Source organism: Rhizobium sp. WYCCWR 11146 (genome assembly GCF_013591995.1).
Taxonomy (GTDB): Bacteria; Pseudomonadota; Alphaproteobacteria; order Rhizobiales; family Rhizobiaceae; genus Rhizobium; species Rhizobium indicum.
Genome location: NZ_JACCEY010000016.1, coordinates 385,023 through 399,403 on the forward strand (window position 1 = coordinate 385,023; position 14,381 = coordinate 399,403).

Consider the following 14,381-nt stretch of genomic DNA (forward strand, 5'->3'; position numbering starts at 1 on the left):
TCTCCTTGACCAAAGTGCCCTGTTTACACTTTCATCATTCTGCAGCCGACCGCTAAGCATTGCAAAATTTGTAAATCGGTCGCTTCTCAATCAACGCGCACCCAAAGAGGAGAGAAGAGTGACAGAAAAGCAGACAAAGTTTGTCCCCCAAAGCGAGGCTTCGAAGAAAGCTAGCAACGCGGCGTTTAAGCGCTTCGCTGTTACGCTAACGGAACTTCATAAAGCACAGCAAGAAAAAGCGCCCGAGAAGGACGCAAAGAAGCCAAAGGGCAGCAAGTAAAATGCCCGCTGCCGCTAACGACAACCGCTTGCCCTATGGCATGATCCCACGCGGTCTTTCGCGCGTGGCCGCTGCGGCTTATGTCGGCATCGGCGCCACTCTGTTCGATCAGATGGTGGGGCAAGGTGCTATGCCCTGTCCGCGGAAAGCCGGCGGCCGTATTCTTTGGGATCGTTGCGAGTTGGACGAGGCATTCGACGCGCTTCCTCGCGACGACACGCGCCATCTGCCGGCGACAGGGGAAAACCCTTGGGATGACGTAGCTTGAAACTGAACCTAAAGGGCATCATCGAAGACACAGACCGGCACGGCAACGTCCGCGTCTACTTCCGTGCAAAGGGTAAAAAGAAGGTCCGCCTTCGTCAGAAGCCGGGTACAGTCGCGTTTTTGCGCGAATATGAGTGCGCCGAAAAGGGGATACCTTATGGCGAATCTCCCGTCGTTTCCGATTCATCGAAGCCTGTTGTAGCGCGGTCCTTCCGTTGGCTCTGCCAGCAGCATTTCAAGCGCGCAGCGAACTCGATCACAGTCGACACTATGAGTCGCCGGCGGCGTATCCTCGAAGAAATTTGCGTCAAGCACGGCGACAAGCCTTTTGAGCTCCTCGAGCGAAAGCATGTGACGGCTATCCGCGATACAAGGATCGATAGCCCGGGCGCCTCCAATAACATCGTAAAAGCCATAAGCGCGCTATTTGCTTGGGCCATCGAGGTCGGGGAGGCGAAGACGAATCCCTGCATGGGTATCAAACGCCTGAAGTCAGGAGATGGGTTCCATACGTGGACGCTTGAGGAGATCGAACAGTACGAGGCCAAACACGCCCCTGGCACGACCGCGCGGCGAGCTCTCGCCGTTTTCATGTTCACTGGCCTGCGGCTATCGGATGCCGCCATCCTTGGTCGGCAGCATCTTAATGATGGTTGGATTCGCATTCGACCCGGTAAGACCCGAAAGTCGAGCGGGGTAGAGGTCAACGTGCCAATCCTACCCGACCTCGCCGAGGAATTGGATCGGGTGCCCGTCGGTCAGCTGACCTTTCTTGTCACCGAGTACGGCAGGCCCTTTTCGGATAAGGGCCTGGGGAACAAGATGCGCCAATGGTGCGACGAAGCCGGTCTGTTTCACTGCTCGGCGCATGGCCTTCGAAAGGCGGGCGCTTCGATCGCCGCAGAGAACGGCGCAACGTCTGACCAACTCAAGGCAATTTTTGGATGGACGACGAGCCAGCAGGCAGATCTTTACACACGCGCCGCTCGTCGAAAGAAGCTGGCCGGAGATGCCACAAAGCTTCTTTTGCCGGATCGGAACGAGAACAAAAGTGTCCCACCTGGGGAGTCCACTGTTGAAAAGTGGGACCTAGAAGCTAAAGAAATGGAGGAAAAACAGGAGCTTGCAAAATTGAGTGGTGGGCCCGGAGGGACTCGAACCCCCAACCAAGCGGTTATGAGCCGCCGGCTCTAACCATTGAGCTACAGGCCCTGGCGCCGGGTATCCGGCGCTTGGGTGCCGGGGCAATGGTTCCCGCAGCACGGGTTCCGCTCTAACGCAAATCCGGGGGAGCCACAAGCGGGCAGCGCAAGCATCTGTGGACGATGCATATTTCGTAGGCAGCCACTGGAACCTTCTCGCGCGGGCTACACTTATTCAAGTCACATTCCGCATGAAGAGGGCGATCGCAGATGGTGGCTTTGAACAGTGCCGTGGTGCTCATCGTGGAGGACGAGCCGCTGATCCGGTTCAATATCCTCGATGTGCTGGAGGAGGTCGGCCATGTGGCGCTGGAGGCGGCGAATGCCGACGAAGCTCTGGTGGTGCTGAAGGGCAGGCAGGATGTCGATATCCTGTTCACCGACGTCAACATGGCGGGTTCGATGGACGGCCTCCAGCTTGCCAATCGGGTGCGGGCGATGCGGCCGAATATCGGCATCATCATCACCTCCGGCATGGTGCGGCTCGATCCGATGGCGCTGCCCGCCAATACCGCCTTCCTGCCGAAGCCCTACATGCACGACACGCTGATTTCGACCATCAATTCCCTGATGACGTAACGGCAATGCCCTGATGAGGTGACAGGGGCGCGCAGCCGCAAAACGGGGACTGTTTTTGCGGCTGCGCGCGAGGCGCCGGGAGACATGCTCGTCTTCAGGCGGCGGAGGGGAACCGGCCCTCAGCTGAAGCTGCTCCTCAGCGCCTCATTCTCGTGATGGGCCTTCTTCTCGTAGATCGTAAACAGCGCCATCGAGAGGAGATAGGAGAGGAAGGGATCCCCTATCTGCGTGGCGATGTCGCGGGATGCGAGAACATGGCGCTCCAGCGCGCCGATATCCTTCTGTATTGCAGTCTGCGTGGTGGTTTCAGCGAGGCGGTTCATGCTGCCATCTCCAGGAATTGGGTCACGACCGAGCGGGCCGGCACGTGCCTGACATAAAGGGGTAGGGTGAGGCCGAGGGCGGCGCGCATCTTGCGCAGCACGCGGTCCGATACTTCGAAGGCGCCGCAGCAGACGGGGTATTTGCCGTAACCGTCTGCACGGCCGAGTTCTTCCACTTCGGCGCCGGCGCGCTTGTAGACACGCTTGAGGTAGGGCTCGTAATTGGAAATCATCGTATGGATGCCGTGATCGAGCGCGCATTCGCAAAGCGCAAGCAGCATCATGGAGAAGGCGCGGCCGGCATCGACATTGGAGAAATCCTTGGCGATCGCCTCCTCGTCGATGCACATGCGCGTGCCTTCCCAGATGCCTGGAGCGATAAGATTGGCGGCATCGGGAAACGTCTCGCGGAAGACGTCGTAGAGAAGGGTCGGGCCTGTCGTCGGCATCAGGCGCATGCCGCCATAAAGACGGGTGCGGCTGTCGTTGCACCAGACGAGATAGGCGGGAGCCAGCGAATCGTAGCTGTCACGTTCGTAAGGGCCGATGACGGGAACATCCCAGCCGAGCGTATCGGCGAAGACCTTCTTGCGCAGGCGAAACATCTGGTCGAGTACGGCAGCGTATTTCTGATACTCATGTGCCTGAATGATAACGAACATTTTGCCCTCCAGCGTTTTCAAGTTCGTGGAAAGCAGAATGGTTCATGCGGGCCGGATCGGAAATTCCCTCAGATGGGCCCCCCCAGATGAGGGGGGGCAGAGCATGTCGCGCAAAACTGTGCAGCGGTTTTGCGATAACGACATGCGTAAAAACAAAGAGCTAAAGCGGGAAGAGCGAATCTGAAGATCGCGACGCGCTTTAGGGATTGATTATGCGCAATTGAACGGCCCGGGAGGCGGCCGCCGAAATGGTGGCGCATCCAAGCTTGAAGCGGGCGGTCTTCAGATAATCGCGCGTGGTGTGTTCCGATATCCCGAGGATTACCGAAATATCCTTGTAATCCTTGCCGAGCGCCGTCCAGTGCAGACACTCGATTTCGCGCGGCGACAGTGACGGCACCGGATCGTTCTCGCCATGCAGCTCGTAGACGGCCTTGCGGTGGATGAGATGGGCGATCTCGATCCATTCGTTGCGGCAGCGGCGGACGAGTTCGGTCCATTGCTCGACCGGTATCCGGGCATTCAGCGACAGGAGGGCGCGGCGCTGCGCCTTGTCGGCGACGGGAATGGAGTAGCCGTTGCCGCCGATGCCGTGCTTCTGGGCGTCGACCAGCATGGCATAGGCCTCCGGCGTCGGCTCGACCTCGCTCCAGTCGAAGGGCAGCTGGCGTTCGAAGCCCTGCTTGACGATAGGATCGACCTTCACATAGCTGTTCAGCAGGTAACGGGAGACCCAGGCATCCGGGTAGGTGGTGCGCACGAAGGGCGAATCGATCTTGCTCGCGATCGTCTGGGCGAGATGGTAGGTGACGAAATCGAGGCCATATTCAGCCTGGAGAATGCGGATGGCGGCATCCACATTGGCTGCAGCCTTGATCTGTTCGAAAGCGGACTCGAACTTTTCGCTATAGGTATTCTCAATCATTTCCACTGCCCCAATCCCCTCAATCCTACCGCGAGGGCCGTCATAAATACAAGGCATCCCCACATATGCGGGGAATGACAATCTGGGTTCCATCTGCTAGCGCCTGTCATGAGGAGACCTCATATGGACAGCAAGAGACCATTCGAGATTGCCGAATGCCAACAGGCCGCCAAGGGCCTGAAATCCAGCTGGCAGGACATGGCGGGCTCCGAAGCGCTGATCCGCGCGCTCGTTGCCGAACGCAACGGCGACAGGCCGCTGGCGCTGTTCTGGACCGAGGTTCACCGGGCGCTCTGCCAGGAAACCAACGCCTTCTGACAATCAGCCTTGCGGAGGAACGGCTCAGGCTTTTTCTCCTTGGCTCAACAACGCACCCCGGGCGAGGCGGCCAGAAAATCCCGCCGCCGTTCTATATAATTATCGATGAACACGTCTTCATTCTTGTCGCGATTCGATTCTACGATTAAACTGCCGGACGGCGACGTTTCCGAATTCATGGTTAAGAAATCCCGTTCATTTCATTGATCTGTGCCAAAATCGCTTGACGGCGCGTTTGCGGCTGGAGCAATGGTGTTTGTGGAAACGGTTACACTCCGATGGCCTATGGCAGCGCTGACTGCAGAAACGTTTCGGATGGCATCCCCGATGTGTGAAATCGCCCGATGTGTGAAATCGCCCGATGTGTGAAATGGAATGACTGAAAAGCGCGTGCATCTGGTCTTCAAGACCCATCTCGATATCGGCTTTACCGACCATGCCGAGAAAGTCCGCCGGCAATATCACGAGCGCTTCATTCCGCAGGCGATCGAAACGGCCAAGCATTTTCATGCCGAAAATCCCGACGAGCCGAAATTCATCTGGACGACCGGCGCCTGGCTGATCTGGGATCATCTGAATTCGCGCTCTGCCGCCGAGGTGGCAGCGCTGGAACAGGCGATCGAGCGCGGGCTGATCCGCTGGCACGGGCTGCCGTTCACCACCCATACGGAGCTGATGTCGCCGGATCTCTTTCGGGCCGGGCTTTCCTATTCGCAGGAGCTCGACCGGCGCTTCGGCAAGACGACGATCGCGGCGAAGATGACCGATGTGCCCGGCCATACGCTCGGCATGGTGCCGCTGCTATCCGAGGCGGGTATCCGCTTCCTGCATCTCGGCGTCAATACGGCCTCACCGCCGCCTGATGTGCCCGACATCTTCCGCTGGCGGGCTCCCGGTGGCGAGGAGGTGGTCGTCATGTATCAGCGCTCCTACGGCGAGACCTGTTTCCCCGACGGTATCGAGGATGGGCTGAGCTTTGCCCATACCAACGACAATATCGGGCCGCAGAGTGTGCCGCAGACGGCCGAGGCCTATCGCGAATTACGCGCCCGTGAGCCGGATGCGATCATCCGCGCGGCGACGCTCGAGGATTACGGCGCCATTCTCTGGAGGGAGCGTGAGCGTTTCCCTGTTGTCGAGCTGGAACTCGGCGACAGCTGGATCCATGGCAGCGGCAGCGATCCGGTGAAGACGGCGCGGTTTCTCGCGCTGCAGCGGCTCTACGACCGCTTCGCGGCGGATGGGCTCGACGCGCGACGTCTCGCCTTCGGGCGCGGACTGGCGATGGTGGCCGAACATACCTGCGGCGTCGATATCAAATCCTATTTGCGCGACGATAAGGCGTGGTCGCGGGCCGATTTCGAGGCCGCACGCCGATCCGATTATCGCTTCGCCTATACCGAAGCCTCATGGGACGAGCAGCGCGCCTATCTCGACCAGGCGGTCTCGCAGCTCGACGAGACGGACCGGAAGGCAGCGCAGAGCGTACTTGCCGAATTTGCCACGCCTGCCGTCATCAAGGGCGGTGGGCGGGAGCTTCGCCTGCAGACCGGTGGCTGGTCGATCGCGCTCGACGGTGCGAGCGGCGATGTGGCCGAAATCACCTCTCCCTCCGGCCGGACGATCTCCGGCTGCGACGGCTCGCTGATCGCCTATCGATATGAGAGCTACGATCCCGGCGACGTTATCAGCCACATGGAGACCTACCTGACCCATCGCCAGCAATGGGCGGTGCTCGACCATGACAAACCGGGGCTTGCCCAGTCGGGGGCTGCACTTTCGAAGGTTTTTCTTCCGAGGCTGGAAGCGACCCAAGCGGCGGGCATCCTTCTGTCGATGCCGGCCGAGGCCGTGCAGAATTATGGCGCGCCGCCGCATGTGATGCTGCATTTCACCGCCGAGGGCGATCGCCTCGACCTCAGCCTGACATTGCATGACAAGCCGGCCAACCGCATGCCGGAGGCAAGCTTTCTTTCCTTCACGCCTGATGGTGCGGCGGACTGGAATTTCCGCAAGATGGGCCTCTGGCACCGATCGGGGAATATTGCGACAAGCGGCGGGGCACAATTGCAGGCGGTGACATCAGCACGCTGTGATCTTGCCGATGGCCCGCTGACGATCGAAACCTTCGATGCGCCGCTGGTTGCGCCGCAAAGCTCGGATTTCATGACGTTTTGCAGGACGCTGCCGGATTTTACCGCCGGCATCCGCTTCAATCTGCACAACAATAAGTGGGGAACCAATTTCCCCATGTGGTGGCAGGGAGATTTTCAGGCGCGCTTCCGGCTCAGGCTCGATTGAGCCGCTCGATCCGCAAGCGGCCCGGCCGATGTGAGAAAAGATTCAGCCGACGTTTGCGGTTCGGTTGAACCAACCGGCGCGTGGCGCTTCGGGCCGCTGCGGCTTGGGGCGAAACTTCACCAGCACCTCGCGGCCATCGGAGGAGGCCTGCGTGCGCTCCAGCGCGTCGCGTTCGGCAACTGCCTGGCGCCAGTGCTCGTCGTCGCGCCCATTTGGCCGGCCGCGTTCCTCCCAAATCGCGTAAGCTCTTTTGCTGATCCATTCGTGGCGTCTGTCGCTCATCTATCCATTCCATTCATCAAATTGTTATTCGGCAATTCTGTCCTGCAGAACCGGCGGCCGGCGCTTGGCTGCCATCAGCAGGTCGAGTTCGATCGAGGAGGGCCCGAAACGGGTAAACAGGCTTTCTGCCTGCTCGCCGCGCAGGCCATATTTGGAGGCGAATTCGTCAAGGCTATAGGGGCGGCCGCGCAGGATCTTGCTTCGGCGCTCCGGTTCACGGATTTGCGTCATTGGTGATAACCCCAGTGTGTTTTGCGAATGTGAGAACAAAACAAATTACAAAGACAAAAGTTCCGTGAATTATCAGGGTTTTTTCGCCTCGCCGTGCCATTCCGGAGCGATCTCAGGCGGATGGCATAGATTTTTAAGGCTGGTGTGCGCGGAGAAAATTTCGTCTAAAACACGCAAGAATATCAGCGTGTTATGGAATTCGCTTCCGCGGCGGCGGATAAATGGGCTTTACCCCGGCGCGTTACTCTATAGAATCAATAGTGTTATTCGGTTCGCAGGGGCAGCAAAACGTTCCGTTCCCCGCGTTGGCGCGACCGATACCGGAGGACTTTGGCTTCAACCCATCAAGAGGAGACAGACATGATGAATGCACTGCCGCCACTTCATGACGGCCACGCGCCGTTCAACCTCCAGCAGCTGTTTCGTGAAGCGCTCTATGCCTTCGAGGAATGGGACAGCGAATTGACCGAACCGATCGTGACCCACGAAGGACGGGTCATCCCCATCAGCTTCGTTTTCGAAGCCATGCGCGAATGCACCGACATCGTGCCGATGAACATCGTCGGCGCCGTCACCGAACGGCTGACCAAGCCGTGGGAGGGCGAAGGCCCGCTCGACCAGATGACCTTCTCGACGGCGGCGCGCGTCATGCGCGTCCTGGTGCGCAAGCGACTTCTCGTCACTGGGGCTGCGGATCTCGTTGCCGTTTCGGCCCACGCGTCCGAAGACCAGGGCCGCGACTGATAGGGTGAGGATCGCGGCCATGGCTGCGATCCTTTTCCGCTTTTTGGCGGAACCTCGCTCATTCCCAGCCGTTTAATTCGGCAGGCACAGCCCGCTACTACAGCGCCCTTTTCGAGAGTCGCAAAGGGCGCTGTAGCACTTTGAATTGCTGCATAATCTATCCTTAAGTCGATCCCGATTTAAGAGTTATGCAGTGGTGACGGGCGAGGAATGAGCACCATGCTGAAATCTATTGTTCATGAAATCATGGGTACACCCAGGCGTGAGCCTGAGCTTCCGCAATCGCTCGAGCAGTTTCGCGACAGGAAGCGGGTGCTGATCATCTTCGCCGATGCGCAAGATGACCGCGCGCTCATCCAGGACGAATGGCTGCGGAAGGCGCATATGCGCTTGATCGAGGAAGACGTCGAGGTGTTCAGCATTGCCGGCGGCGGCGCGTTTGCGCTGTTCGACGATGACTGGGAACTCGATGCCGACGATATTCGCGATCGCCTGCAGGGACCGCCATCCGGCGAGTTCGGGCTGATCCTGATCGGACGCGACGGAACCGTTAAGCTGCGCTCGAGCGAGCCGATGAGCGCCGAGGATATCTTCGCGGCTTTTGAGATGTTGCCGAAGAAGACGCCTTGGTAGTGTTTCGAGAGTCCGTTGGAAGCGGCGGGCGGTGGAGCATCTGCGCCCGCAACCTTTGCATGTTCAGAGTTCGAAGGCTTCCTTGAGGCCGAGGCTCTTTCGTTCGCGCAGGTCAAGATCGGCCTCGATATGGGCGATGTGATGCAGCATCAGCTGGCAGGCGCGATCGAGTTCGTCGGCTTCGATGGCCGAGATAATGTCACCATGTTCGGAATGGCCGCAGCTCGATGCGGTCGACTGCCCGTAGAGCGCAATCACCAGCGACGAGCGGGCGACGAGTTCCTCCATGAAGCGCTGCATGATCGAATTTCCTGATATGACCGCCAGCATCAGATGAAAATCGCCCGATGCCTTGATTTCAGCGCGGCGCGCGGTCTGGCCACGCTCGCTCATCAGGCGACCTTCTTCCAGCAGAAGCTGCCGCAGATGAGTAATATCGTCAGGCGTGATCCGCGCCGCTGCCTCGCGCAATATGCCGGGTTCGACCAGGCGGCGGGCGGAAAAGATCTGGCGAGCTTCTTCCGGCGAGGGATAGGCGACGAAGGCGCCGCGGTTTTTCTCGACGCTGACGAGGCCTTCATAGGAGAGCGCCTGCAGGGCGGCGCGGGCAAGCGTGCGGCTGACATTGAAGAGATTGCCGACATCGCTTTCCGAAAGCTTGGTGCCGGGCGAAAGCCTGCGCTCGACGATCGCTTCGCGAATGGCATCGCGGATCTGCTGCGCGCCGGTATCGGCGGAGTCTTCGGCCTGCTGAGCCTTGGCGGCGGATTTCATGAAATTTATTTCCTGATGGTCGGCAAACCATACCCGGCTTCGCGCCAAAGTTAAACAGAATTTGTGCCCGAAATGGCGGTGATATTGTATACAATGTTTTGCACAAATTGCGCACGATAGCCTAAATCATGTGCAGATAGCGCTGCGCCTATAATTTGATCTCTCAATTACAACTTCGATAAAAACTTTGTTTTGCAAGTGCTTACCTCAAGAAACGGAGTCTGGCACGGCAGATGCATTGTCTTTTCCAAACAGGGGAAGGTATGATGTCGAAAGCGGCAGAGATCGATATAGTATCCGTTTCGAAGGTCTATGGCGCGACGACGGCGGTCCATGCGATCAGCCTGAAGATCCCCGCCGGCTCCTATTGCTGCTTCCTCGGCCCGTCGGGCTGCGGCAAGACTTCGACGCTGCGTATGATCGCCGGCCACGAGAGCATTTCGTCGGGCGATATCCGTCTCGGCAATGTCGTCGTTACCGATTTTCCGCCGGCCAGGCGCGGCACGGCGATGATGTTCCAGTCCTACGCGCTCTTCCCGCATCTCGATTTGATCGACAACGTCGCCTTCAGCCTGAAGATGAAAGGCGTCGACAAGCAGGAGCGGCGGGCGAAGGCGCTCGAGATGCTCAAGCTGATGCAGATGGAGGCCTATGCCAACAGGCGTCCGGCCCAGCTTTCCGGCGGCCAGCAACAGCGCGTGGCGCTGGCGCGCGCGCTGATCACCGATCCGGAAGCGCTGCTGCTCGACGAGCCGCTATCGGCGCTCGATCCGTTCCTGAAGATCCGCATGCGCGCCGAACTCAAGAAACTGCAGAAGTCGCTCGGCATCACCTTCGTGCACGTCACCCACAGCCAGGAAGAGGCGATGGCGCTCGCCGACGTCATCGTCATCATGAATGACGGCCGGATCGAGCAGGCGGCAGCCCCGCGCGAAGTCTTCGAGCGGCCGGCGACGGCCTTCGTCGCGCGGTTCATGGGCGACCACAACGTGTTGTCCGGCCGGGTGACTTCGAGCGAGAACGGCGTGCTCGTCATGACCGTGCCTGAGGGGCAGAGTTTTTCCGTGCGCGGAACGGGCAGGGAAGTCGGCGAGCCCGTCGACATCGGCATCCGCACCGATCGCGTGCGCCTGGAGGTGGCGACCGAGTGGACACTCGGCTTCGACGGCATCGTCTCCAACATCGAATATCGCGGCTCTTCCGTGAAAATCACCGTTATCGGCGCCGGCAGCGACGACTTCACCGTCATTGCCGAGGACGGCGACTATTTCGCCCGGCCGGTCGCCGTCGGCGATGCCGTTTCGCTCAGTTGGGCGCTCGAGGATGCCGTGCTTCTCGGCCGCTCTTCCGCATGAGCCATCACCATCAAGAACACTGAACCTTCCATATCCAAGAAAAGGGGAACTGACATGACGACTGAAACGACATCGACCAAGGCGGAGAAGGGTCTTTCCCGCCGCACGCTGCTGAAGACGGGTGCTGCCGCCGTCGGCGCCATCGCCGGCTCCGGCGCCATCACCGGCTTTCCCACCATCTGGGCGCAGACGAACATCACGCTTCGCCAGTTCGGCACCGGCGTTTCGAACATCAATGCCATTGCCGAGAAGTGCAAAGCCGATCTCGGCATCACGCTGGAGATGACGGCGACTGATTCAGACGCCGCCGCCCAGCGCGCCGTCACCCAGCCTGACAGCTACGACATTGCCGACGTCGAATACTGGATCGCCAAGAAGGTGTTCCCGACCGGCGTCATGCAGCCGATGGACGTCAAGAAGCTGAAATATTACGACAAGATCGTGCCGCTGTTCATCAACGGCAAGCTGAAGGCAGACAGTGTCATCGCCCAAGGCACGGCGCCGCACACGGTCGGTTTCGTCGAAGCGCAGGATTCCAAGAAGTTCGCCAAGGAGCCCACGCAGTGGATGACGATGGTTCCGACCATCTACAATGCCGACACGCTCGGCATCCGTCCTGATCTCACCGGCCGTCCGATCACCAGCTGGGCCGACATTCTCGATCCGGCCTTCAAGGGCAAGACCGCGATCCTCAATATCCCTTCGATCGGCATCATGGATGCGGCGATGATCATGGAAGCCTCCGGCAAGATCAAATATGCCGACAAGGGCAACATGACGAAGGAAGAAATCGACAAGACGATCGAATTCCTCATCAAGGCCAAGGGCGACGGCCAGTTCCGCGCCTTCTGGAAGTCGTTCGACGAAAGCGTCAACCTGATGGCCTCGGGCGAAGTCGTCATCCAGTCGATGTGGTCTCCGGCCGTCGCCGCCGTCCGCTCGAAGGGCATCGCCTGCACCTTCCAGCCGCTCAAGGAAGGCTACCGCGCCTGGGGCGGCGGTCTCGGTCTTGCTTCGCACCTCAAGGGCGCGCAGCTCGATGCCGCCTATGAATACATCAACTGGTACACGTCGGGTTGGGTCGGCGGCTACCTCAACCGCCAGGGCTATTATTCCGCCTGCATGGACACTGCCAAGCAATTCATGTCGGCCGACGAATGGGGCTACTGGATCGAGGGCAAGCCGGCTGCCGGCGACATCCTGTCTCCCGAAGGCAAGGTGATGGAAAAGGCCGGCGCCGTTCGCGACGGCGGCTCCTTCGAAGCCCGCATGGGAGCGGTGGCCTGCTGGAACTCCGTCATGGACGAGGACCGCTACATGGTCCGCCGCTGGAACGAGTTCATCGCGGCCTGACCCACGTCGAGAGGGCGGAGAGCCACTGTCTTTCGCGATGCTCAAGACGTCGCTTCGCTCCGCCCCCTCATCCGACCCTTCGGGCCACCTTCTCCCCGCTGGGGAGAAGAGGGAGTCCGTGGCTGCGTCATGAGACAAAATCAAGGTTCGCGGTAGCCTAGGCGCTGCCGCGAATCTCTTCTCCCCAGCGGGGGTCCGAAGGACGGGGCGAGACCAGTGGCTCGACCCAGGCAAAGGTGCCGGCAGGCGGATGAGGGGGCGGCACGCACCTTCGTTCCAAATCAGAACGGAGAACCGGATATGGCGACCATCGCAGCGGAAACGGAGGAGGATGGCCAGGGTGCGCGCGGCGGGCGCGGACTGAAGCTTTCCCCATCGGCGATCTCCTATCTCCAGGCGACGCCGCTGTTTGTCATTCTCGGCTTGTTCTTCTTGCTGCCGATCGCCATGATCGCGGTTGTCAGCTTCTGGGACTACGACTTTGCCGGTCTCTATCCCGATTTCCTGACGATGAACTACACCGACACGCTCGGTTCGTGGGTGACGTGGAAGATCTATCTCAACACGTTGAAATTCACCGCGATCGTCTGGGCGCTGACGCTCGTCATCGGTTTCTGGGTCGCCTATTTCCTGGCCTTCCACATCCGCAAGACGTCGACGCAGATGATCCTCTTCCTTGTCTGCACCGTGCCGTTCATGACGTCGAACATCATCCGCATGATCTCGTGGATCCCGGTGCTCGGGCGCAACGGCCTCATCAACTCGACGCTGATCAAGATGGGCATCATCCCGCAGCCGATCGAATGGCTGCTCTATTCCGATTTCGCCGTCGTGCTCGCCATGGTGCATCTCTATACGCTGTTCATGGTGACGCCGATCTTCAACACGCTGATGCGCATCGACCGGTCGCTTTTCGAGGCGGCGCGCGATGCCGGCGCCTCCGGCTGGCAGGTGCTGTGGAACGTCGTCATCCCGCTTGCCAAACCCGGCATGGCGATCGGCACGATCTTCGTCGTGACGCTTGTGATGGCTGACTTTTCGACGGTGCAGGTGATGTCCGGCGGGCAGAGCGCCTCGGTGGCGCTGATGATGAAGAACCAGATGTCGCTGCTGCAATATCCGGCGGCTGCCGCCAATGCCGTGGTGCTGCTTGCGGTGGTGCTGCTGATGGTCGCGGCCATCCTGCGTGTCGTCGACATCCGCAAGGAGCTTTGAGATGAGCCACGAAAAACGCGGCCTTGAATTCTATCTGCTGGCGCTCTTCTTCATCATCTTCGTGATGTTCCTCTACGGCCCGCTATCGGCGATCCTGATCCTCTCCTTCCAGGGGCCGGACGGCGGTTTGACCTTCCCGATGAACGGCGTTTCCACGCACTGGTTCTTCAACCTGTTCGAGAAGCAGGCGGTCGGCGATTTTGGCGCCTCGTTCCGCCGCTCCTTCACCCTCGGGCTGATGGTGATGGCGGTGACCGTTGTCGTCTCGCTGCTCGCCGGCCTTGCCTTCCGGCGCCGTTTCCGAGGTTCGACCGCGCTGTTCTATGCCACGGTCGCCAGCCTCGTCGTGCCGTCGATCATCATATCGCTCGGCATCGGCGTCGTCTTCCAGGAGGGAGGGCTGAAGCCCGCCTGGTATTCGTCGGCCTTCGGCGCCCATCTGACCTGGACGCTGCCGTTCGGCGTGCTGATCATGTTTGCCGTCTTCAACCGCTTCTCGCCGGCCTATGAAGAGGCGGCGCGTGACCTCGGCGCCAGCTCCTGGCAGACGTTCCGCCATGTCGTGCTGCCGATGATCGCGCCGAGCCTCGTCGGCGTCGGCCTGTTCGGCTTCACGCTCTCTTACGACGAATTCGCCCGCACGCTGATGACATCAGGCACTTACAACACGCTGCCGCTCGAAATCTACGGCATGACCACCAACGTCACGACGCCGGTGCTCTATGCGCTCGGCACGGTGACGACGCTGTTTTCCTTCACCATCATTCTCATCGCACTCGGCATCATGACGATGCTCAGCCGGCGGCAGGCAAAGATAAACTGACATGCGCATTCTCATCGTCAATCCGAACACCACGGCCTCCATGACCGAGAAGGCCGCCACCGCCGCGCGAGCGGTGGCGGCATCCGGCACGGAGATCATCGCGGCCACCTCGCG

At 59.9% G+C, this 14,381-nt stretch carries 17 protein-coding genes, 1 tRNA gene and 2 pseudogenes; 13 read left to right on the forward strand and 7 right to left on the reverse strand.

Features of this window, described 5'->3' with window-relative positions; genetic code table 11:
- The first annotated feature begins 118 nt into the window (after positions 1 to 118).
- The 3 genes and pseudogenes from HX899_RS11880 to HX899_RS35025 all read left to right on the forward strand — a co-directional run.
- Positions 119 to 280, forward strand: a complete 162-nt coding sequence (locus HX899_RS11880) for a hypothetical protein (RefSeq protein WP_165421703.1) — start codon at positions 119 to 121, stop codon at positions 278 to 280.
- A 1-nt stretch (position 281) separates the two neighbouring features.
- Complete coding sequence (locus HX899_RS11885) at positions 282 to 548, forward strand: hypothetical protein (RefSeq protein WP_181292545.1); 267 nt, start codon at positions 282 to 284, stop codon at positions 546 to 548.
- A 470-nt stretch (positions 549 to 1,018) separates the two neighbouring features.
- Positions 1,019 to 1,522 (forward strand): annotated as a pseudogene (locus HX899_RS35025) (tyrosine-type recombinase/integrase); the annotation flags it as partial.
- Between the two features lie 161 nt (positions 1,523 to 1,683).
- Here the strand turns inward: HX899_RS35025 and HX899_RS11895 are convergent.
- Positions 1,684 to 1,759: transfer RNA gene (locus tag HX899_RS11895), tRNA-Ile, on the reverse strand.
- Between the two features lie 200 nt (positions 1,760 to 1,959).
- Here HX899_RS11895 and HX899_RS11900 point away from each other — a divergent pair.
- A complete protein-coding gene (locus tag HX899_RS11900; RefSeq protein WP_064651861.1) occupies positions 1,960 to 2,328 on the forward strand; it encodes a response regulator in 369 nt (122 codons plus the stop codon).
- Between the two features lie 119 nt (positions 2,329 to 2,447).
- On the opposite strand, the gene HX899_RS11905 is transcribed toward HX899_RS11900, so the two are convergent.
- The 3 genes from HX899_RS11905 to HX899_RS11915 all read right to left on the reverse strand — a co-directional run bounded on the left by HX899_RS11905 (position 2,448) and on the right by HX899_RS11915 (position 4,238).
- A complete protein-coding gene (locus HX899_RS11905) occupies positions 2,448 to 2,651 on the reverse strand; it encodes a hypothetical protein (protein WP_138330462.1) in 204 nt (67 codons plus the stop codon).
- Entirely contained in the window at positions 2,648 to 3,313 is a 666-nt protein-coding gene (locus tag HX899_RS11910; protein ID WP_003541559.1) for an acyl-homoserine-lactone synthase, read from the reverse strand. The genes HX899_RS11905 and HX899_RS11910 overlap by 4 nt, the downstream gene beginning before the upstream one ends.
- Before the next feature lie 199 nt (positions 3,314 to 3,512).
- Positions 3,513 to 4,238, reverse strand: a complete 726-nt coding sequence (locus HX899_RS11915; protein WP_138330463.1) for a LuxR family transcriptional regulator — start codon at positions 4,236 to 4,238, stop codon at positions 3,513 to 3,515.
- Between the two features lie 123 nt (positions 4,239 to 4,361).
- Between HX899_RS11915 and HX899_RS11920 the strand changes: the two genes are divergently transcribed.
- A complete protein-coding gene (locus HX899_RS11920; RefSeq protein ID WP_018242928.1) occupies positions 4,362 to 4,556 on the forward strand; it encodes a hypothetical protein in 195 nt (64 codons plus the stop codon).
- Positions 4,557 to 4,931: 375 nt separating this feature from the next.
- A complete protein-coding gene (locus HX899_RS11925; protein WP_181292546.1) occupies positions 4,932 to 6,857 on the forward strand; it encodes a DUF5054 domain-containing protein in 1,926 nt (641 codons plus the stop codon).
- Between the two features lie 42 nt (positions 6,858 to 6,899).
- Here the strand turns inward: HX899_RS11925 and HX899_RS11930 are convergent, their stop codons facing one another.
- Both HX899_RS11930 and HX899_RS11935 read right to left on the reverse strand, forming a co-directional pair.
- The gene (locus HX899_RS11930) at positions 6,900 to 7,139 is read right to left on the reverse strand and encodes a DUF2934 domain-containing protein (protein ID WP_138330465.1); all 240 of its coding nucleotides are present in this window, start codon (positions 7,137 to 7,139) and stop codon (positions 6,900 to 6,902) included.
- Between the two features lie 24 nt (positions 7,140 to 7,163).
- Positions 7,164 to 7,370 carry a hypothetical protein gene (locus tag HX899_RS11935; RefSeq protein WP_129419795.1) on the reverse strand — a complete coding sequence of 69 codons (207 nt, stop codon included), beginning with the start codon at positions 7,368 to 7,370 and terminating at the stop codon, positions 7,164 to 7,166.
- Between the two features lie 360 nt (positions 7,371 to 7,730).
- Here HX899_RS11935 and HX899_RS11940 point away from each other — a divergent pair, with 360 nt between their 5' ends.
- Together HX899_RS11940 and HX899_RS11945 are read left to right on the forward strand one after the other, a co-directional pair.
- Positions 7,731 to 8,114: a hypothetical protein gene (locus HX899_RS11940; RefSeq protein ID WP_129419796.1), complete on the forward strand. Its 384-nt coding sequence runs from the start codon at positions 7,731 to 7,733 to the stop codon at positions 8,112 to 8,114.
- A gap of 219 nt (positions 8,115 to 8,333) precedes the next feature.
- Complete coding sequence (locus HX899_RS11945) at positions 8,334 to 8,747, forward strand: DUF4174 domain-containing protein (RefSeq protein WP_129419797.1); 414 nt, start codon at positions 8,334 to 8,336, stop codon at positions 8,745 to 8,747.
- A gap of 63 nt (positions 8,748 to 8,810) precedes the next feature.
- Here the strand turns inward: HX899_RS11945 and HX899_RS11950 are convergent, their stop codons facing one another.
- Positions 8,811 to 9,521: a GntR family transcriptional regulator gene (locus tag HX899_RS11950; RefSeq protein WP_181292547.1), complete on the reverse strand. Its 711-nt coding sequence runs from the start codon at positions 9,519 to 9,521 to the stop codon at positions 8,811 to 8,813.
- A 266-nt stretch (positions 9,522 to 9,787) separates the two neighbouring features.
- Between HX899_RS11950 and HX899_RS11955 the strand changes: the two genes are divergently transcribed.
- From HX899_RS11955 to HX899_RS35030, 5 genes and pseudogenes are all read left to right on the forward strand, one after another.
- Positions 9,788 to 10,876 carry an ABC transporter ATP-binding protein gene (locus tag HX899_RS11955; RefSeq protein WP_181292548.1) on the forward strand — a complete coding sequence of 363 codons (1,089 nt, stop codon included), beginning with the start codon at positions 9,788 to 9,790 and terminating at the stop codon, positions 10,874 to 10,876.
- Positions 10,877 to 10,930: 54 nt separating this feature from the next.
- Positions 10,931 to 12,229 (forward strand): PotD/PotF family extracellular solute-binding protein, encoded by a 1,299-nt coding sequence (locus HX899_RS11960; RefSeq protein ID WP_129419799.1) that lies wholly within the window; start codon positions 10,931 to 10,933, stop codon positions 12,227 to 12,229.
- A 300-nt stretch (positions 12,230 to 12,529) separates the two neighbouring features.
- Positions 12,530 to 13,444, forward strand: coding sequence for an ABC transporter permease (locus HX899_RS11965; protein WP_181292549.1), 915 nt, complete (start codon positions 12,530 to 12,532; stop codon positions 13,442 to 13,444).
- A gap of 1 nt (position 13,445) precedes the next feature.
- A complete protein-coding gene (locus HX899_RS11970) occupies positions 13,446 to 14,267 on the forward strand; it encodes an ABC transporter permease (protein ID WP_181292550.1) in 822 nt (273 codons plus the stop codon).
- A 1-nt stretch (position 14,268) separates the two neighbouring features.
- Positions 14,269 to 14,381: pseudogene (locus HX899_RS35030) on the forward strand (aspartate/glutamate racemase family protein); the annotation flags it as partial.